Source organism: Delftia sp. S65 (assembly GCF_016516495.1).
GTDB classification, from domain to species: Bacteria; Pseudomonadota; Gammaproteobacteria; order Burkholderiales; family Burkholderiaceae_C; genus Comamonas; species Comamonas acidovorans.
This window is the reverse complement of sequence record NZ_JACVUR010000004.1, coordinates 244,250-263,807: the sequence shown is the minus strand read 5'-3', so window position 1 is coordinate 263,807 and position 19,558 is coordinate 244,250. Positions and strand designations below refer to the sequence as shown.

The 19,558-nt window shown below is 71.3% G+C and carries 16 protein-coding genes and 1 riboswitch; of the genes, 11 read left to right on the top strand and 5 right to left on the bottom strand.

Annotated features, from left to right (window positions below):
• Positions 1-31: 31 nt before the first annotated feature.
• From IAE24_RS06205 to IAE24_RS06195, 3 genes are all read right to left on the bottom strand, one after another.
• Entirely contained in the window at positions 32-1,000 is a 969-nt protein-coding gene (locus IAE24_RS06205; RefSeq protein ID WP_199959034.1) for a collagen-like protein, read from the bottom strand.
• A gap of 170 nt (positions 1,001-1,170) precedes the next feature.
• Positions 1,171-2,139: a threo-3-hydroxy-L-aspartate ammonia-lyase gene (locus IAE24_RS06200; protein WP_199959035.1), complete on the bottom strand. Its 969-nt coding sequence runs from the start codon at positions 2,137-2,139 to the stop codon at positions 1,171-1,173.
• A gap of 44 nt (positions 2,140-2,183) precedes the next feature.
• Entirely contained in the window at positions 2,184-2,825 is a 642-nt protein-coding gene (locus tag IAE24_RS06195; protein ID WP_013800599.1) for a helix-turn-helix transcriptional regulator, read from the bottom strand.
• Positions 2,826-2,891: 66 nt separating this feature from the next.
• Here IAE24_RS06195 and IAE24_RS06190 point away from each other — a divergent pair, with 66 nt between their 5' ends.
• From IAE24_RS06190 to IAE24_RS06140, 11 genes are all read left to right on the top strand, one after another.
• Complete coding sequence (locus tag IAE24_RS06190) at positions 2,892-3,383, top strand: YbaK/prolyl-tRNA synthetase associated domain-containing protein (protein WP_012207551.1); 492 nt, start codon at positions 2,892-2,894, stop codon at positions 3,381-3,383.
• Between the two features lie 69 nt (positions 3,384-3,452).
• Positions 3,453-4,334: a CHAD domain-containing protein gene (locus tag IAE24_RS06185; protein ID WP_199959038.1), complete on the top strand. Its 882-nt coding sequence runs from the start codon at positions 3,453-3,455 to the stop codon at positions 4,332-4,334.
• Positions 4,335-4,372: 38 nt separating this feature from the next.
• A riboswitch (cobalamin riboswitch) is annotated at positions 4,373-4,653 on the top strand.
• A gap of 129 nt (positions 4,654-4,782) precedes the next feature.
• Positions 4,783-7,023, top strand: a complete 2,241-nt coding sequence (locus IAE24_RS06180) for a TonB-dependent receptor (RefSeq protein WP_199959039.1) — start codon at positions 4,783-4,785, stop codon at positions 7,021-7,023.
• Between the two features lie 10 nt (positions 7,024-7,033).
• Positions 7,034-7,975: an ABC transporter substrate-binding protein gene (locus IAE24_RS06175; RefSeq protein WP_199959041.1), complete on the top strand. Its 942-nt coding sequence runs from the start codon at positions 7,034-7,036 to the stop codon at positions 7,973-7,975.
• The gene (locus IAE24_RS06170; RefSeq protein WP_071956860.1) at positions 7,972-8,994 is read left to right on the top strand and encodes a FecCD family ABC transporter permease; all 1,023 of its coding nucleotides are present in this window, start codon (positions 7,972-7,974) and stop codon (positions 8,992-8,994) included. Before IAE24_RS06175 ends, IAE24_RS06170 begins: the two co-directional genes overlap by 4 nt.
• Positions 8,991-9,755: an ABC transporter ATP-binding protein gene (locus IAE24_RS06165; protein ID WP_013800603.1), complete on the top strand. Its 765-nt coding sequence runs from the start codon at positions 8,991-8,993 to the stop codon at positions 9,753-9,755. The genes IAE24_RS06170 and IAE24_RS06165 overlap by 4 nt, the downstream gene beginning before the upstream one ends.
• Positions 9,756-9,759: 4 nt before the next feature.
• Positions 9,760-10,782: an LLM class flavin-dependent oxidoreductase gene (locus tag IAE24_RS06160; protein ID WP_199959043.1), complete on the top strand. Its 1,023-nt coding sequence runs from the start codon at positions 9,760-9,762 to the stop codon at positions 10,780-10,782.
• Between the two features lie 27 nt (positions 10,783-10,809).
• Complete coding sequence (gene cobW, locus IAE24_RS06155) at positions 10,810-11,859, top strand: cobalamin biosynthesis protein CobW (protein WP_199959051.1); 1,050 nt, start codon at positions 10,810-10,812, stop codon at positions 11,857-11,859.
• A 29-nt stretch (positions 11,860-11,888) separates the two neighbouring features.
• Positions 11,889-15,713, top strand: coding sequence for a cobaltochelatase subunit CobN (gene cobN / locus IAE24_RS06150; protein ID WP_199959053.1), 3,825 nt, complete (start codon positions 11,889-11,891; stop codon positions 15,711-15,713).
• Positions 15,710-16,852 carry an ATP-binding protein gene (locus IAE24_RS06145; RefSeq protein WP_199959062.1) on the top strand — a complete coding sequence of 381 codons (1,143 nt, stop codon included), beginning with the start codon at positions 15,710-15,712 and terminating at the stop codon, positions 16,850-16,852. Before cobN ends, IAE24_RS06145 begins: the two co-directional genes overlap by 4 nt.
• 209 nt (positions 16,853-17,061) lie before the next feature.
• Positions 17,062-17,523, top strand: a complete 462-nt coding sequence (locus tag IAE24_RS06140) for a vWA domain-containing protein (protein ID WP_084027467.1) — start codon at positions 17,062-17,064, stop codon at positions 17,521-17,523.
• A gap of 18 nt (positions 17,524-17,541) precedes the next feature.
• Here IAE24_RS06140 and IAE24_RS06135 read toward each other — a convergent pair whose 3' ends face one another.
• Both IAE24_RS06135 and IAE24_RS06130 read right to left on the bottom strand, forming a co-directional pair.
• Positions 17,542-18,615: an ATP-binding protein gene (locus tag IAE24_RS06135; RefSeq protein WP_013800609.1), complete on the bottom strand. Its 1,074-nt coding sequence runs from the start codon at positions 18,613-18,615 to the stop codon at positions 17,542-17,544.
• A gap of 34 nt (positions 18,616-18,649) precedes the next feature.
• A complete protein-coding gene (locus tag IAE24_RS06130) occupies positions 18,650-19,384 on the bottom strand; it encodes a response regulator (RefSeq protein ID WP_016448779.1) in 735 nt (244 codons plus the stop codon).
• Positions 19,385-19,558 lie beyond the last annotated feature (174 nt).

Sequence of the window (19,558 nt, the reverse complement as noted above, 5' to 3'; positions counted from 1 at the left end):
GGGGTGAGGGCGGCGGCTTGCGCGGGCCGCCCTATTGGCAGTACGCGTAGGCCGTAATGTTGGCTGTGCTGCCGCAGTTGTAGGTGCAGATCCATTGGTTGCTGGCCAGGCGCCGGGAGCCGGCCAACGAATGCTGGGTAGGGTCGGCCGAGTTGCATCCGCCCGAGACAACGGACCCGGCCGTGCAGGTCGCCGTGACACTGGTGGCGACCGTGTTGCTGGGAACGCATGCCGTACTGGCGAACGCCTCGGTCAGGGAACCTACGCTGCCAGTGGGGCCGGTGGCACCCGTGGGCCCGGTCGCTCCGGTGCTGCCAGTGGCGCCGGTGTTGCCAGTGGCGCCTGTCGTGCCCGTGGCCCCGGTAATGCCCTGTATGCCTTGCGGCCCGGCCGTTCCCGCCGTGCCCTGCAGGCCGGTGGCTCCCGTGGGGCCGGTGGCACCGGTCGTCCCCGTGGCACCCGTAGGCCCGGTGATGCCCGTGGCCCCGGTGGCGCCGGTCGAGCCCGTCACCCCGGTGGCTCCGGTGGCCCCGGTGCTTCCGGTCACTCCCGTGGCGCCGGTGACGCCTGTCGCTCCCGTAGGCCCTGTGACGCCGGTGGCCCCCGTTGCGCCGGCGCCGGTTGCGCCTGTGGGGCCGGTGGCTCCCGTGGCACCGGCAGGACCCGTGGCGCCCGTGACGCCGGTGGCTCCTGTCGCGCCTGTGGCTCCTGTTGCACCCACCCCGGTGCCTGCCGCGCATTGCACCAGCTGGCCGGTGGCGCCGTCATGGCAGGTCAGCTGGCCGCCGGGCGTGGTGGCGGGCAGGCCGGGCACGTAGACCTGCCCGCTGTCCTGCACCCTGAACCGCTCCTGGCCGCCCTGGTTCTTGATGACAAAGCCGCCGCCCGCCGGGGGGGTGAGCGTGATGTCGGCCGCCATGGCGCCTGCGGCATGCAGGACCAGCAAGGAGGAAAGGGCCGGGATGATCCAGGTGGAATGGAGGCTGGTGGGCTTGTTCATGGGGCGCAGTGGTGGGCGCGCGGCGGCATCCTCTGGTCCTCGGGGCTGCCTGGCAAGCACGCTGGGGTTGTGGATTTGTTAACGATGAAACATTAATTCACAATTGCCGCCGCAGTATAGAAGCCGGCTCCACAGCGTGCCCAGTCGTTTTTCAGGGCCCTGTGGCGAATTCACATCGGCGTGCCCAGCAGGCTGCAAAAGCGCTGCATGTCCACATTGCCGCCGCTGAGGATGATGCCCACGCGCCGTCCGCGCAGCTCTTCGCTTTTCTGGCGCGCGGCGGCCAGGCCCAGGCAGCCGGTGGGCTCGACCACGAGCTTCATGCGCGTGGCCAGGAAGCCCATGGCGTCGACCAGCTCGGCATCGCTGGCGGTGAGGATGTCGGTCACGTCGCGCTGGATGATGGGGAAGGTGATGCCGCCCAGGTGCTGGGTCTGGGCGCCGTCGGCAATGGTCTTGGGGGTGTCTATGTGGACGATGCGGCCTGCGCGCAGCGACTGCTGGCCGTCGTTGCCGGCTTCGGGTTCCACCCCGTAGAGCGCGCACTCGGGGCTGAGCGCACGCGTGGACAGGGCGGTGCCTGACAGCAGGCCGCCGCCGCCCAGCGGCACGAAGAGGGCGTCCAGCGGGCCGGTTTCCTCGAACAGTTCCTTGGCGGCCGTGCCCTGGCCGGCCAGCACGTCGGCATGGTCGTAGGGCGGGATCAGGGTCAGGCCGTGGCGCTCGGCCAGGTCGCGGCCGATCTGCTCGCGGTCTTCGGTATAGCGGTCGTAGACCACCACCTGGCCGCCATAGCCCTTGGTGGCCGCCACCTTGGCGGCGGGCGCGTCATGCGGCATGACGATGGTGGCGGGGATCTCCAGCAGCCGTGCTGCCAGGGCGATGGCCTGGGCGTGGTTGCCCGAGGAAAACGCCACCACGCCGGCCTTGCGCTGCGCCGGGCTGAAGCGAGACAGGGCGTTGAAGGCGCCGCGGAACTTGAAGGCGCCCATGCGCTGCAGGTTCTCGCACTTCAGGAAGACGCGGGCGCCCAGCGCATCGTCCAGCGTGCGCGAGGTGAGCACGGGCGTGCGGTGGGCATGGCCCTGGATGCGTTGGGCCGCTGCGGCCACGTCGTCGTAGGTGGGAAGGCTTGTCATCGGTACGGGAGAGAAGGGGTTGCAGACCGGCGGGGTGCCGGAAGCTATTTGGCGTAGCTGTAGACCGTGGCGCGCGACACGCCCAGGTGGGCGGCAATGGTCTCCATGGAGCGGCGCACATCGAGCAGGCCGGCGCCCTTGAGCTCGCGGACCAGGGCGCGGCGCTCCTCGGGCTTGAGGGCGCGCGGCGTGGTCGCCAGGCGGGCCGCGAACTGGTCGATGCGGGCACGCACCGTGTCGGCGCCTGCGCCGGCGCCCGTGGGGTCCAGCATTTCGCGCGCGGGGGTGTCGCCGCTGACGGCGGCAAAGCGGTTGAGCATGCCCTGGAAGCCCTGGAACATCGTCAGGTCCACATTCATGCACAGCGCGGCGATGTAGCGGCCCTCGGAGTCGCGGATGCCGATGGACGTGCTCTTGGCCTGGCGGCCATCGGCGAACTGGTTGGGGTAGTTGGCGATGACCTGCTCGTAGCCGGGGTCGAGGATGCGGGCCAGGCCCAGCTCCGTCGCGCCCTGGCCCACTTCGCGGCCCGACAGGTTGTTGTGGATGGCCAGCACCGCATGGGAGGGGTCGAGCAGGTCATGCACCACCACCTCGCAGAACGGGGCAAAGGTCTGGCCCAGGCCTTCGGCGATCTGGGCCAACTGGTCCAGAAGCTGGCGCTGTTCAGGGGTTCGTTGGGTCATGTTGGACATTTTGTTTTGAATTGGACAAAATGTCAAAATCCAGACGACTTCTCTGCGCTTTCCACCATGTTCGACACCCTTGTAGACCTGCTGCAATCCCAGGGCGCGCGTTTTCGCGTGCTGGAACATCCGGCCGAAGGCCGCTCTGACCTGGTCGCCGAAATCCGGGGCACCGCCCCCGGCCAGGGCGCCAAGGCCATGCTCTGCAAGAGCCGCGATGCGGCCGGTGCGGGCGATCCCCAGCTGTTCCTGGCCGTGCTGCCCGGCGACCGCAAGCTGGACTTCAAGCGCCTAGCCCAGGCCGTGGGCGTGCGCAAGGCCACGCTGGCCTCGCCCGAGGAGGCCCAGGCCGCCACGGGCTGCGTGATGGGATCGGTGCCGCCGTTCTCCTTCAACCCGCAGGTGCGCCTGGTGGTGGACCCGGCCCTGGTCGAGCGCTTTGGCGAGATCGCCTTCAACGCGGGCCGGCTGGACCGCTCCATCGTGCTGGACTCGGCCGACTATGTGCGCATTGCCCGGCCCGCGCTGCACAGCCTGAGCGGGGAGGGCGCCGATTGACCATGGATTGACCCTGGCGCGGCGCTGCGCCCACAATCGTCGGCAACGTCCACATCTCCTTGCCTGACCATGTCCACCCCTGCGAAGCAGCACCCTGACCGGCCCGATGCGGCCGGCTTTGTGCGTGCGGCGCTGGCTGCTGCCCTGGCCCAGGTGCAGTCGCATCTGGCGGTCTTGGAGGGCGGTGGCAGCGATGCCGAGACCATCCACCAGCTGCGCGTGGCCCTGCGGCGCCTGCGCACCGTGCTGCGTGAGTGCGCAGGGCTGGCGCCCGGCATGCGCGCCGAATGGGATGAACCCCTGGCCCAGGCCTTTGCGCAGTTGGGCACGCTGCGCGATGCCGATACGCTGGCCGATGTGGTGCGCCCGCTGCTGCAGGCCGCCCATGCGCCCCTGTGCGACTGGCAGGCGCCGCAGGCCGTGCAGGCGGATGCAGCCGCTGCCGTGCGCGAGCCGCCATTCCTGCACGCGCTGGCCGGGATCCAGGCGCTGGCGCAGGCGCCGCAGGCAGAGCCATCGGCCCGTTTTGCCCACCTGTCCGCCGCAGGCACGCGCAAGTACCTGGCACGGCGGCTGGCGCGCCTGCACCGCCAGGTGCTGCGCGACGGCCGGCACTTCGACCGCCTGTCGCTGGCGCAGCAGCACCGCGTGCGCAAGCGGCTCAAGCGCCTGCGCTACCTGGCGGACTTTGCGCGGGAATTCGCGCCCGGAATGTGGCCCGGCAAAAAGGGCCGGCGCTTTGCCGAGGCGCTGGTGCCCGCCCAGGACGCGCTGGGCCTGCACAACGACATGGCCGTGGCGGCGGAGCATTTTCGTGACGAGGCCGGCACGGATCCGCGCGCCTGGTTCGCCGCCGGCTACCTGCAGGCCCGCCTGGCCACCAGCGCGCGCAGCAGCCGTCGCGCGCTGCGGGCGCTGGCCCGGGTGCCGGGCTTCTGGGCTGGGCGATAATCCGCCGCTGGCGCACCGCCGCAGCCCCTGGGCCGTGGCGGTGCGCTGTTGCTGAAGGTGCCCCATGCCGTTCACCGGCCAGGGGTTCAACGGGAAGCAGGTGCGCGATGCCATCGAGGTGGCCGCTCGCAATGCCTGCGCTGCCCCCGCAACGGTCAGCGGAATACAACTCCCCACGCGGACGCCCCACAAACCACGCGCCGCAAGCCACTGTGTCCTTCTCGGGCATGGGAAGGCGGGGATGCCTGCCGCAGCGCGCCCACCCTGCGCGCCGCAGCGTTCCGCAAGCCCGGATACCGGCCTTCTGCATTGCTTTCGGACGCCGCGGGAGTGCGCCTGTCCGGTCCGGCCCCAGCCTGCGCTGCCGTGGCCGGCTCCGGCGTGCGCGCTGTGCGGCGTGGTTCAGACGATAGGCCCCGCGGGTGAGTGGGGCAGTTGGGTTCAACGCATGCGCTTCGCTTCTTCGGCCGCCGATTCCTCCGGCCTTCTCTCTGTTCTCCCTCTTGTCTCCAGCCTGCGGCCCGTAGCGGCCGCCGTCCTGCTGGCCAGCTGCGCTGCAGCGGCCGGCGCCGCGCAGGAGCCGGCCTCGGGCCGATCCACGGACTCCGCCGACGATGCGCTGGACGCCGTCTTCGTGACCGCCACCGCGCGGCCCGAGGCGCGCAGCCGCATCGCGGGCACCACGCAGACCATCGACCGCGAGGCCATAGAGCGCTCCAGCGCGCGCTCGGTCACCGACCTGCTGGCCGAGAACGCCGTGGGCTTTCTCAGCGAATGGACGGCGGCCCAGACCTCGATGAACCTGCGCGGCGCCTCCACCGACGGCCAGGGGCGCGACTTCCGCAGCCAGGTGCTGGTGCTGGTCAACGGCCGGCGCGCGGGCACGGCCAACCTGTCCAAGCTCAGCCCCTCGGATGTGGAGCGCATCGAGATCGTGCGCGGCCCGTCCTCGGTGATCTACGGCAGCCAGGCCATGGGCGGGGTGGTCAACATCATCATGAAGACGGGAGCTACCGCACCCGGCACGCGCGCTCAGGTCCAGGCCGGTTCATGGGACCTGTGGCGCACCGATGCGCAGACGGCCGGCGCCAATGACCGCTTCGACTGGTACTTCGGCGTGAGCGCAGGCGGGCGCGGCGACTACGAGTCGGGCGACGGCGGCACGCGCATGGAGAACACGGGCTGGAAGCGGCGCGGCGCCAGCGGCGCCCTGGGCTGGCAGCTGCACGAGCTGCACCGCGTGGAGCTGCAACTGCGCACGGACGGCATCTACAACGCAGGCTTTCGCGGATCGGGCGCCAACATCTACAGCCGCGACAACCGCAGCAACCGCTCGCTGGACCTGACCTACGAGGGCGCACTGCCCGGCCAGCGCCTGAGCTGGACGACCCACCTCTACAGCCTGGTCGATACCGATGAGTTCAACTGGGCATCGCCCGTGATCCGCTCGGGCAACAGTGCCGTGCCCGGCACGGCGCGCGACTACAACCATCGCCAGCTGGACGCCACGGGCCTGCGCTTTCAGCCGCGCCTGCGTGTCAGCCAGACCAATGACCTGCTGATGGGCTTTGACTGGGAGCGCAGCAAGCTGCGCTCCGACCGCCTGCGCGTGGCCATGCCGGGCGGCCCGGCGGGCCAGGTCGCGCCCTACGACAACAACCAGACCGAGCAGGTGCACGCGCTGTACTTCGAGGACGCGCAGACCCTGTTCGACGACCGCCTGACCCTGCGTGCCGGCCTGCGCAAGACCTGGGGCACGACGCGTTTCGACGATACGCCCAATCTCGCCCTGGCCCAGGCCAGCACGCGCGACTACGACAACCACACCTGGTCGGCCGGCGCCACCTGGAAAGCCACGGACCGGCTCACGCTGCGCGCTGCGGCCTCCACGGGTTTCCGCGCGCCCACGGCCACGGAGCTGGCCTCGGACTTCACGGCCGTCGGCGGTGGCCGCACCTTCGGCAACCCCAACCTCAAGCCCGAGACCAGCCGCCAGATCGAGGTCGGCGCCGCGCTGCAGCAGCCTGGCTGGCGCGTGGATGCGGCCCTGTTCCAGAACACCATCAGCGACCGCATCATCACCGTCTCGCGCGGGGCCACGACCAACACCTCGGACTACGCCAACAACGCGGCCGACATCGTGGCGCGCGGCCTGGAAATGCAGGCCGACATGGACCTGGCGCGGGCGCTGAACCTGACGGGCCACCAGCTCAAGGCCTGGGCTGGCGGCTACTACCACTTCAGCATGCGGGACAAGGGCTCGGCCGCCTCGGCCAATACCGACAAGGTGCAGCGCATGTACCGCTACGAGGCCTCGGCCGGCGTGCGCTACGGGCGCGGCAGCGGGCGGCTGCAGGGCGACTGGAGCCTGCAGCTGTCCACGCTGCTGCGCGGTCCCATGTGGTACGACACGGAAGAGGCGCTGCTCATCCCGCAGGGCGAGCCCAGCAGCACCTTCATCCACCGCAAAGGTGCCTTCACCATCTGGAACCTGCGGGCCGACTACCGCGTGTCGCGCGGTGTCAAGCTGTTCGCGGCCGTCAACAACCTGTTCGACCTGAACCGCCATCCCATCTTCATCGCGCTGGACCGTGCGCCCTGCATCGCCAACCCGGCGTACCAGAACGGCGGCTGCGGAACGTCGATGGCCGGGCGCGAACTCATGGTCGGCCTGCAAGCAGAGTTTTGAGGACCACGGCATGAGGCAATCCAGCACCACGCGCCGCCAGTTGCTGCGCCAGGGCGCGGCGGCGGCCCTGGCCTGCGGCCTGCCCGCGGCATGGGCCGACACCGTCGCTGCAGGCGGGCCGGTGGTGCTGCAGGATGCGCTGGGCCGGCGCGTGGAGATTGCTGCGCCGCCGCAGCGCATCGTCTCCATCTTTGCCTCCAACACCGAGCTGGTGGCCGCGCTGGGCCTGCTGGACCGCGTGGTGGGCGTGGAGGATTTCACGCGCTTTCCACCGGGCGTGGAGCGCATTCCCAAGGTGGGCGGGCGGCTGGGGTTCTCGGTTGACGCCGTGGTGGCGCGCCAGCCGGACCTGGTCATCGTCACGCCCGCGCGCCAGGCGGCGCACCAGCTGGTCGATCCCATGGAGCGCATCGGCGTGCCGGTGATGGTGCTGCTCAGCCGCTCGCTGGCCGAGGTGATGGACAACCTGCGCCTGGTGGCCCGCGCCACGGGCGTGCAGGCGCGCGGCCAGGCGCTGGCCCTGGCGCAGGAAGCGCGGCTGCTGCGCGTGGACCGGCAGGTGGCCGACCAGCCCCGGCCGCGCGCCCTCATGGTCACGGGCCGGCTGGGCAACGGCATGCTGCTGGCGGCCCGGCCGGGCACCTATACCGGCGAGGCCATGGTGCGCGCGGGCGCCGCGTTCGCGCTGGACGGCCTGGGCACGGTGCCCCAGGTCTCGCCCGAGGCCGTGCTGGCCGCCGACCCTGATGTGCTGCTGTTCGCAGGCACGCAGGAGGCCATGCAGGACCTGATCGGCCAGCGCGGCTGGCGCGACCTGCGTGCCGTGCGCGGCGGCCGGGCCACCACAGTGGCGCGCGCCGAGTTCCTGATTCCCGGGCCGCGCACCTTCGGCGGCGTGGAAAAGCTCTCGCGCTGGCTGCACCCTGCGGCCTGGGCCGGGGAGGCCGCATGAATTCCCTTTCACGGACACCTGCGTGGCGCCCCTGGGCCGGTGCGGTCCTGCTGCTGCTGGCCAGCCTGCTGATCGCCGCCTGCGCGGGCCACCAGTGGGCCAGCCCGGCCGACCTGCTGGCCGCGCTGGGCGGCGAAGACAGCCTGCGCAGCCGGCTGCTGCTGCAGTGGCGCGTGCCGCGCGTGCTGGCAGCCGCCCTGGTGGGCGCGCTGCTGGGCCTGTCGGGAGCCATCTTCCAGGGCGTGTTCCGCAATCCGCTGGCCGAGCCCTATCTGCTGGGCGCCTCGGGCGGCGCGGCGCTGGGGGCGACTGTCGCCTTGCTGGTTCCCATGCATCTATTGTTCGGCCTGCCCCAGGCCTGGACGCTGCCCGTGCTGGCCTTTGCGGGCGCCTGGGGCTCGACCATGCTGGTGCTGGCCGTCTCGCGCGTGGCCGGTGCCACCGATGCGGCCGGCATGCTGCTGGCCGGCGTGGCGCTGGCGGCCGTGCTGGGCGCGCTGCGCTCGTTCCTGATGCTGGCGCTGTCCGATGAGACGGTGAGCCTGCAGGTGGTGCTCAGCTGGGTGCTGGGGGGCATACAGACGCCGTCCTGGAGCGGGCTGGGCCTGCTGGCCGGTGCCTCCCTGGCCTGCCTGGCCGGGGCCATGGCGCTGGCGCGCGGGCTGGACCTGCTGGGCCTGGGTGCCGATGCGGCCCAGGGCTTCGGCCTGGATGTGGCGCGCTTCACGCCGCTGGCCGTGCTGGCCGGCTCGCTGGTGGTGGCCGTGGCCGTGGCCTATGGCGGGCTGGTGGCCTTCGTGGGGCTGGCTGCGCCGCACATCGCGCGCTGGATGGCGGGACCGCTGCACCGCGCGGCCCTGCCGGCGTCGGCGCTCACGGGCGCCATCATCGTCACGCTGGCCGACGCGATTGCGCGCAGCGTGCTGCCGCCGGCCGAAATCCCGCTGGGCCTGGTCACGGCCGTGGCCGGCGGGCCCTTCTTCATCGTGCTGCTGGCGCGCAGGCTGAGGTCCGCATGAACGGTGCCATCCCTTGCGCCCCACCACGCCTGCAGGCCCGGTCCCTCACGCTGCGCCACCGTGGCCGCAGCGTGCTGGACGCCGTCTCGCTGCAGCTGCCCGCCTGCGGCGCCGTGGCCCTGGTCGGACCCAATGGCGCGGGCAAGTCCAGCCTGCTGTCCCTGCTGGCGGGGCTGCAGGCGCCTGCATCCGGCAGCGTGCTGCTGGACGGGCAAGACATTGCAACCCTGCCCGTGGCCGAGCGCGCACGCCGCGTGGGCTACATGCCCCAGCGCTTTGCACCGCACTGGGACCTGACGCTGGCCGAGCTCATGCACATGCGGCTGGCGGGCAGGGGTGATGTCGAGGCGGCCATTGCCGGCGCCGGGCTGCAGGATTTCGCGCGCAGGCGCTGGTCCACGCTGTCGGGCGGCGAGCAGGCGCGTGCCCTGCTGGCCACGGTGCTGGCCACCGACCCGCCCGTGCTGCTGGCCGACGAGCCCGGCGCCGCGCTGGACGTGCGCCACCGCCTGGCCCTGGTGCAGGCGCTGGCGCAGCGTGGGCGCGAGCGGCTGGTGCTGGTGGTCATGCATGACCTGGACCTGGCGCTGGCGCACTTCGGGCGCGTCATCGTGCTGGACCAGGGGCGCATTGCGCTCGATGGAGCCCCTGCCGAACTGCTGCATGCGCCGGGGCTGGATGCCGTGTTCGGCGTGGATTTCGAGCGCATCGACGCACCCCCGCAAACCTTGCTGCGCGCGCGGCTGAAACAGGAGAACTGACCCCATGCGCATCGATCTGGCCGGCTGGACGCGCGACGCCACGCGCGGCGACCACCGTGAATTCCTGGCGCTGTTCGAGCGCGCCGAGCGCCTGGGTTTCCAGGGCGTGTGGTTCAACGAATTCCGCGTGCCCGATACCGCCTGGCCCTATCCCTCGCCCCTGCTGCTGGCCGCCGCCGTGCTGGCGCGCACCGAGCGGCTGCGCGTGGGCACCTCGGTGCTGGTGCTGCCGCTGCACCATCCGCTGATGCTGGCCGAGGAAATTGCCCAGCTGGACCTGCAAAGCGCGGGCCGCATCGACGTGGGCGTGGGCCGGGGCACGGAGCCGGCTGCGCTGCACGCCCTGCAGATCGATGCGGACAGCACGCGCGAGCGCTTCGAGCAGTCCTGCCGCATCCTGGTGGAGGCGCTGTCGGGCAGGCCCATCGTGGCGGGGCAGGGGCCGTGGAGCTTCGAGGACCGGCCCGCCCTGCCTTCGACCGTGCAGCGCCCGCATCCTCCCTTGTATGTGGCCGGCTCCACGGCAGAGACCCTGGGCTTTGCCGTCGATCAGAATCTGCCCCTGCTGCTGAGCCTGGAGCCGCCCGAAGGCATGCAGCTGGAGCGCCTGGAGGCCGCTGCCCGAGAGCGCGGGCGCGATGCCGCCGCGCTGCGCGCGCGTTCATCGCTGGCGCGCTATGTCTGCATCGGTGCCGATGAGGCCGCCGTGCAGGCCCAGCTGGCCACGCTGTGGCCGCAGCTGTACCAGCGGCGCGTGTACTTTGCGGGCAAGCGCGGCGTGCCGGCCGACCAGGTGCTGCCCATCGATGTGCCGCGCGTGCTGGCCGAGCAATTCATCCATGGCACGCCCGAACAGTGCCATGCGCAGATCACCGCATTGCGCGAGCGCACGGGCATTGGCCAGCTGCGCTGCGTCTTCAACGCCAACGGCCTGTGGGGCGATGCCCAGGCCCTCGCCGGCATGGAACTGTTTGCGCAGGAGGTTCTCCCTTCATTGCGCAGCGCCGTGCCTTTCGCCACCGTCTGACTTCCTCTTTTTTCTGGAGAACCTTCCATGCAAACCGCCAAGATTCCCGCCACCATCGTCACCGGCTTCCTGGGCAGCGGCAAGACCACGCTGCTGCGCCACATCCTGGACAACGCAGATGGTCGGCGCATTGCCGTCATCGTCAACGAGTTCGGCGAGCTGGGCATCGACGGAGAGATCCTCAAGGGCTGCGGCATCGGCTGCGACGACGAGGGCAACGAGCGCGAAGGCGCGCTGTACGAACTGGCCAACGGCTGCATGTGCTGCACGGTGCAGGAGGAGTTCTTCCCCGTGATGCGCGCGCTGGCCGAGCGCCGCGACCAGATCGACGCCGTGATCATCGAAACCTCGGGCCTGGCCCTGCCCAAGCCCCTGGTCCAGGCCTTCCAGTGGCCCGAGATCGCCAACGTGTTCACCGTGGACGCGGTGGTCACCGTGGTGGATACGCCAGCGGCCGCCAGCGGCCAGTTCGCCGCCAATCCCCAGGCCGTGGACGAGCTGCGCCGCGCCGACCCCAACCTGGACCACGAGTCGCCGCTGCACGAACTCTTCGAGGACCAGCTGGGTGCGGCCGACCTGGTGGTGCTCAACAAGACCGACCTGGCCGATGCCGATGCCCTGGCGCGCGTGACCGCCCTGGTGCGCGAGGAGCTGCCGCCCGAGGTCAAGATCGTGCAATCGTCCCAGGGCCGCCTGCCGCTGGACGTGGTGCTGGGCCTGGCCAAGGCGGCCGAGACCACCATCGACCAACGCGTGAGCCACCATGACCACGACGAGGACCATGACCACGACGACTTCGACTCCTACGTGATCGACCTGCCCGCCGTGGACCGCGACCGCCTGCTGGCCGCGCTGGAGACGCTGGTGGAGCAGCACAGCATCCTGCGCGTCAAGGGCTTTGCCGAGATCCCGGGCAAGCCCATGCGCTGGCTGCTGCAGGGCGTGGGCCGCCGCTTCGACCACCACTTCGACCGCGCCTGGCGCGAGGGCGAGGCACGCGGCACGCGCCTGGTGTTCATCGGGCAAGACCTTGATGAAGCAGCGCTGCGCAAGGGCCTGGAGAATGTGGCCGCCTGACCTTCCGATTCCGCACTGAAACCTGTTCCATGCACCTGCTGTCCACGCGCCCCGGCGGCTTTGTCGAGGACGAGAGCATCGTCACCCGCCTCGACCAGACGCCGGCCGACATCGTCATCCTGAGCTCGGCCGACACCACGCTGGCCCTGCTGTCCTCGGCCGTGGCCGCGCTGGCCGGGGCGTCGGCGGACTTCCCTTCGGTGCGGCTGGCCAATCTGCTGTACCTGCGCCAGCCCGCCTCGCTGGACCTGTATGTGGACGAGGTGCTGCGCCATGCGCGCGTGGTCATCGTGGACCACCTGGGCTCGGAGTCGGCCTGGCCCTACGGCATCGAGCAGATCGGCTCGCTGGCGCGCCGCAAGGGGCAGCGCCTGGCCATGTTCTCGGGTGACCTGCAGGAAGACCCGCACCTGCTGGCGCGCAGCACGCTGCCGGCCGCCGCCTGCCGCCAGCTGTGGCAGTACCTGCGCTCGGGCGGCGCGGCCAATGCGCGCGAGTTCCTCAAGGCCACCGTCTACCACGGGCTGGACCGGGGCGATGCGCCGCTGCCGCCGCGCACCCTGCCGCAGGCGGCTGTCCACGTTCCCCCGGCGCTGTTCGCTGCCAGGAGCCATTCCCAGGCCCAGGTCCATGCCCATGACGTGGCCGGCATCGACGACCTGCAGCGCGCCTGGACGCCGGGCGCGCCCACCGTGGCCCTGGTGTTCTACCGCTCCCACCTGCTGGCGGGCAATACGGCGGCCTTCGACGCCATGGCCCTGTCGCTGCAGCAGCGCGGCATGAACCCGCTGCCCGTGGCGCTGGACTCGCTCAAGGACCCGCTGTGCCTGGCCACGCTGCGCCAGCTCTGCGAAGACCATGCCGTGCAGCTGGTGCTCAACACCACGGCGTTTTCGGCGCTGGAATCGGGCACGGCCCTGGCCGGAGATGCGCCCGTGCTGCAGGTCATTGCCAGCGGCGGCAACCGCGAGGACTGGTGGGCCGACAGCCAGGGCCTGCGCCCGCGCGACATCGCCATGCAGGTGGTGCTGCCCGAGATGGATGGCCGCATCATCACGCGCGCCATCAGCTTCAAGGGCCTGTCCCACCGCTGCGCCTTCACCCAGGCCGACGTGGTGGCCTACCAGCCCGAGCCCGACCGCGTGGACTTCGTGGCCGACCTGGCCTGGCGCTGGTGCCGCCTGCGCAGCCTGCCCGCGCGCGACAAGCGCCTGGCCCTGGTGCTGGCCAACTATCCGGGCAGCGAAGGCCGCATCGGCAGCGGCGTGGGGCTGGATACGCCGGCCTCGGTGATCGCCATCCTGCAGCACCTGGCGGCCGAAGGGCATGAGCTGGGCGACCCCGCGCAGCTGCCCGCCGATGGCGAGGCGCTGATGCACACCCTGCAGCAGGGCATTGCCAACGACCCTGCCCAGTGGCCGCTGCGCCCGGCCTGGCAAAGCTATGCGCTGGACGAGTACCTGGCGCGCCTGGCCGCGCTGCCGGACGGCATGGCCGACGCCATCACGGCGCGCTGGGGCGCGCCCGAGGCCGACCCGCTGCTGCGCCAGGGCCGCTTCATGATCGCGGGCCTGCGCCTGGGCCATGTCTTTGTCGGCATACAGCCGGCGCGTGCATTGGTCGGTAAAGGCATGGGCGCGCAGGACTATGCGAGCTACCACGATGCCGAGCTGGTGCCGCCCCATAGCTACCTGGCCTTCTACTTCTGGCTGCGCGACCGCTTTGCCGTGGACGCCATGGTCCACGTGGGCAAGCATGGCAACCTCGAATGGCTGCCGGGCAAGAGCCTGGCGCTGTCGGGCGCGTGCTGGCCCGATGCCATCCTGGGCCCGCTGCCGCACCTGTACCCCTTCATCGTCAACGATCCCGGCGAAGGCGCCCAGGCCAAGCGCCGCAGCCAGGCCGTGATCATCGACCACCTGATGCCGCCGCTGACGCGCGCCGAAAACCACGGCCCGCTGCAGGACCTGGAGCGCCTGGTGGACGAGTACTACGATGCCCTGTTGGTCGATGCGCGGCGCGGCGCGCTGCTGCGCCGCCAGATCCTGGACATCGTGCGCCGCCAGCACCTGGACCAGGAGCTGGACCTGGCGCCCGGTGCCGCGCAGGACGACGATGCCGTGCTCGAACGCATAGACGCCTACCTGTGCGAGCTCAAGGAAACCCAGATCCGCGACGGCCTGCATGTCTTCGGTGCGTCGCCGCAAGGGCGCCAGCGCCGCGACACGCTGCTGGCGCTGGCGCGCTTCCCATCGGACGAAGGCCAAGGCCTGATACAGGCGCTGGCCGCCGACCTGCTGGACAGCCCCGGTTTCGACCCGTTGCGCATGGAGCCCGCACGCCCCTGGACCGGCGCGCGCCCCGCCGCACTGCAGGCCGTGAGCGACGAGCCCTGGCGCCATGAGGGCGACACGCGCGAGCGCCTGGAGCTGCTGGCGCAGCAGTTGCTGGAAGGTGAGGCCCCGGCCGGGGACTGGCCGCAGACGCGCGCCGCGCTGCAACAGGTGCATGCCGTGCTGGCGCCCGCGCTGGATGCCTGCGGCGGCGAGGAACTGCGCCAGCTGCTGCGCGGCCTGCAGGGCCGCTTCGTGCCGCCCGGGCCCAGCGGCTCACCCTCGCGCGGGCGGCCCGACGTGCTGCCCACGGGGCGCAATTTCTACACGCTGGACACGCGCGCCATTCCCACCCAGGCCGCCTGGGAGCTGGGCCAGCAGGCCACGCTCAGGCTGCTGGAGCGCTATCTGCAGGAGCATGGCGAGTACCCGCGCACCCTGGGCCTGTCGGTCTGGGGCACGGCCACCATGCGTACGGGCGGCGACGACATCGCCCAGGCCTTTGCGCTGATCGGGGTGCGCCCCAAGTGGGCGCCCGGCAGCCAGCGCGTGGTGGACTTCGAGGTGGTGCCGCGCGTGGGCATGGGCCGGCCGCGCGTGGATGTGACGCTGCGCATCTCGGGCTTTTTCCGCGATGCCTTCCCGGGCGCCGTGCAGATGTTCGACGCGGCCGTGCAGGCCGTGGCCGCGCTGGACGAAGACGCCGAGGACAACCCCATACGCGCGCGCATCCTGGCCGAGGCCGAGCAACTGCAGGCGCAGGGCATGGACGCCGTGCAGGCCCGCCTGCAGGCCGGCTGGCGCGTGTTCGGCGCGCCGCCCGGCCACTATGGATCGGGCCTGGGCGGACTGTTCCAGAGCGGTGATTGGCAGGGCGATGCCGACCTGGCCCAGGCCTACCTGGGCTGGAGCCAGCACGCCTACGGCCAGGATGCCGAGGGCGTGCCCGCAGGCGACGCGCTGCGCCGGCGCCTGGGTGAGCTCGACGTGGTGGCCCACAACCAGGACAGCCGCGAGCACGACATCCTCGACTCGGGCGACTACTTCCAGTTCCAGGGCGGCATGGCCTCGGCCGTGCGCCACCTCTCGGGCCGCCAGCCCGCGCTCTACCACGGCGACCACGCCAACCCGGCCCAGCCGCGCGTGCGCTCGCTCAAGGAAGAGATTGCGCGCGTGGTGCGTTCGCGCGTCACCAATCCCAAGTGGATGGACGGCGCCAAGCGCCACGGCTACAAGGGCGCCTTCGAGATGGCGGCCACGGTGGACTATCTCTTCGGCTTCGACGCCACCACGCAGCAGGTGGGCGACCACCAGTACGCCCTGGTGGCCGACGCCTATGTGCTGGATGCGGCCACGCGCGACTTTCTCGTGCAGCACAATCCGCAGGCCCTGCGCGACATGCTGGAGCGCCTGCTCGAAGCCATGCAGCGCGGCCTGTGGGAGCAGCCCGGCGACTATCGCCAGCAGCTGGAAGACCTGCTGCTGGAACATGAAAACCATCTCGAAGGATTGCGCGGATGACCGCCTCCCCTGACCTGGGCAGCGGCGCCCAGCCCGCGCTGCCGCCGCTGTTTCCCTTTGCCGCCATCGCGGGCCAGCCCCTGCTGTGCCAGGCGCTGCTGCTGGCCGCCATCGACCCGCAACTGGGCGGCGTGCTGATCGAGGGGCCGCGCGGCACGGCCAAGTCCACGGCCGCGCGCGCGCTGGCCGAGCTCATCGATGCCGCGCCCTTCGTCACGCTGCCGCTGGGCGCCTCGCTGGAGCATCTGGCCGGCTCGCTGGACCTGGGCCAGGCCATGGCCGGCCATGCGCTCAAATTCGCGCCCGGCCTGCTGGCGCGCGCCCATGGCGGCGTGCTCTATGTGGACGAGATCAACCTGCTGCCCGATGCCCTGGTCGATGTGCTGCTGGATGCGGCTGCCAGCGGCGTCAACGTGGTCGAGCGCGACGGCATCTCGCACCGCCACGCGGCGCGCTTCGTGCTGGTGGGCACCATGAACCCCGAGGAAGGCCAGCTGCGCCCGCAGCTGCTGGACCGCCTGGGCCTGTGCGTGCGCCTGGCCAATGTGCAGGATGCGGTCCAGCGCCAGGCCATCGTGCGCGCGCGGCTGCTGTTCGATGCCGACCCGGCCGCCTTCCGCGCCCGCCATGCAGACGCCCAGGCCGCGCTGGCCGCGCAGCTGCGCACGGCACGCGAGCGCCTGCAGCCGGCCGGCGCGCTGCCCTGGTCCGACGCGGTGCTGCAGGCCGCGGGCGCGCTGTGCATTGCCGCCCAGGTGGACGGCCTGCGCGCCGACCTGGTGCTGCTGCGCGCCGCCCGTGCCTGGGCCGCCTGGCTGGGCGATGCCGAGGTCACGCCCGACCATGTGCAGGCCGTGGCCGAGCTGGTCCTTGTGCACCGCCGCAAGCCGGGGGCGCCGCAGCAGCAGCCACAGCAGCAATCACCACAGCAAGCGCCATCGAATCCGCCTTCGCAGTCGCCGGCACAAAGCCGGCCGCCTGCGGAATCCACGGCCAACGGCGCAGGCGACAGCCCGCCCTCCGAGGCTGACTGGGGCGCCATGCCGCCCGAGCCCGTGGGCCTGCTGCGTGTCGCCGTGCCCTCATTGCTGGCCCGCGAGGCCGCAAAGGCGGGAGCGCCCGCCACAAAAAAAGCCTGAGCCCTCGCGGCCCCACGCCACAGGCAAGGGCTGCGGGGGCGGGCCAGCAGGCGACCGGCCAGCCCCGGCTGGCACAGGCGCAGGGCGGGCAGGCCACCGGCAGCTGGGACTGGCCGCGCACGCTGGCCGCGCGCGGCGCCCAGGCACTGGCGCCTGAACATCTGCAGCGCCGCCGTGAGCCGCCCCAGGCCACGCGGCTGCATTGCTTTGTGCTCGATTGCTCGGCCTCCATGGCCGCCAGCGGCGCACTGGCGCGGGCCAAGGGCGTGCTGCTGTCGCTGATGGAAGAGGCCTACCGTCGCCGCGAGCAGGTGGCGCTGATCTGCTTTGCGGGCACGCGCGTGGAATTGCGCCTGCCGCCGCGCAAGGCAGCGGCCTGGAATGACGACTGGATCGCTCCCATTGGCGGGGGCGGCGGCACGCCGCTGCAGGCGGCCGTGGAGCAGGCGGGCCAGTTGCTGCAGCGCCATTGCGGCGCAGAGGCCTCCTGCCAGGGCTGGCTGTGGCTGCTCACCGACGGCCGCACGCGCGAGCGGCCTGCGCGGCCTGCGGCGGCCCAGGAGGCAGGCATCGTGGACTTTGAATCAGGCCGCGTGCGCCTGGGCCGGGCGGCTGCGCTGGCTGCCGCCTGGGACGCACGCCATGTGCGGGCCGATGATTTCGCAGGCTGATCTGCGGCTCTGACAAGGTCAGGCCGGCCAGCTCAGCTCGAACAGCGCGCCGCCACGCTCGCCCGGCAGGCACTGTGCCCGCCCGCCGTGGGCCTGCGCAATGGCCTGCACCACGGCCAGGCCCAGTCCGCTGCCGTTGCCTGCTCCTACGCTGGCATTCCTTCGGCTGCGGGCGCCTTCACCGCGCTGGAAAGCGTCGAAGATGCGCGGCGCAAGGTCGGCCGCCACGCCGGGGCCGCTGTCTTCCACGCGCACGGTGCACAGGCCGTGGCGCACGCGCGCGGCCACCAGCAGGGGGCCGGGCTGGGCATATTGCATGGCGTTTTCCAGCAGGGCCAGCAGGGCCTGGCGTATGCGCACGGGGTCGCAGACCACGGGCTGGTCATCGAGCTCCATCGCCAGCTGCAGGCCCGCCTGCTCCAGCGCCGGCCCCACGGCCAGGGCCACCGAGCGCACCTCGCCCGCCAGGCAGGTCTGGCGCAGCTGCAATTGCAGATGGCCGTTTTCCTGCAGGCCCAGCAGGCGCAGGTCGTCGATCAGGCGGGTCAGCCCCTCGACCTGGGTCATCAGGCTGGCCAGCATGTCCTTGCTGGGCAGGAAGACGCCGTCGGACAGGCCCTGCAGCCGCCCGCTGAGAATGGTCACGGGCGTGCGCAGCTCATGGGCGATGGCCGCGCTCCAGAAGGCGCGCTCCTGCGCCATGCCTTCCAGGCGCCGGGCCAGGCTGTTGAAGTCGTGCACCAGCTGCGCGGCCTCGTGCAGCGCGCTGTCGTCCGTGCTGGCGCGCGCCGACAGGTCGCCCTCGGCCAGCTGGCGCAGGCTGATGGCCACCGAGTCCAGCGAGGGCAGGATGCGCCGCGACAGCCGCGTGGCCACGAAGATGGCGATCAGCATGGCCACCACCAGGGTCAGTAGCACCCAGGCCAGCTCCACGCTGGAGGGCATCCAGCCGTCGGAGACACTGGCCGGGTGAAAGGTCAGCAGCAGCGCATAGAAGGCGTACGAGCCCAGCACGCACAGCACCACCACGGCCAGCGTGACGGCCGACATGGTCAGCACCACCTGCCGGCGCAGCCCGGCCGCTGCGCTCATGACGGCACTCCCCGGCCAGCGGCCTGTGCGGCGCTCATGGGTCCATCCCCAGCCGGTAGCCCACGCTGCGCACGCTGTCGGGCATGCCCTGCAGGCCCAGGCCTTCGAGCTTCTTGCGCAGCTTGCTGATGTGGCTGTCCACGGTGCGCTCCAGCGTGTGGCCTTCGGGCAGGCAGCTCAGCAGCAGCTCGGCGCGGCTGAACACGCGTCGGGGCGAACGCACCAGGCTGGCCAGCAGGTTGAATTCGGTCACGGTGAGTTCGGGCACATGCGTGGCGCCCTGCACCTGCACGCTGACCTCGCGGCTGTCCAGGTCCACGCGAAAGGGGCCGGCCTGCAGCAGCTTGGTATCGCGGAGCCGGCCCTGGCCGCAGCGGCGCAGCACGGCCTGCACGCGCGCCACGACCTCGGCCGCGTTGAAGGGCTTGCCCACGTAGTCGTCCGCGCCAATGCGCAGGCCGATGAGCTTGTCCACGTCCTGGTTGAGGGCGGTGAGCATGATGACGGGCGTGTCGCCGCGCCGGCGGATTTCGGACAGCACCTGCCAGCCGTCGAGGCGTGGCATCTGCACGTCGAGAAGAACGAGATCGGGTTTCAAGTGGTGGTGCAGTTCAAGGGCCTGCTGGCCATCGGCGGCATGCACGGTGCGCAGGTCGCTGCGGGCCAGGTAGGCGCACAGGATGTCTGCGATCTCGGGCTCGTCCTCGGCGACGAGGATGAGCGATGTCGATGGCTGGAAAGGCAAGGGCTGGGCAATGATAGAAGCCATTTTGGGGTCGCGGCGGGGGCTGTGTTCATCTCCATCGTTCTTCCACATTTCCCGGGCCGAAATGCCATCGAAAGAACGCAAGCTGTTTCCCTGTGCCGCCGCAATTGGCCGGCATGCGAAACAAATCCCTGAATATGAAGTCACAGCGGCAATGCCGTATGAGCGGGTGGGAGA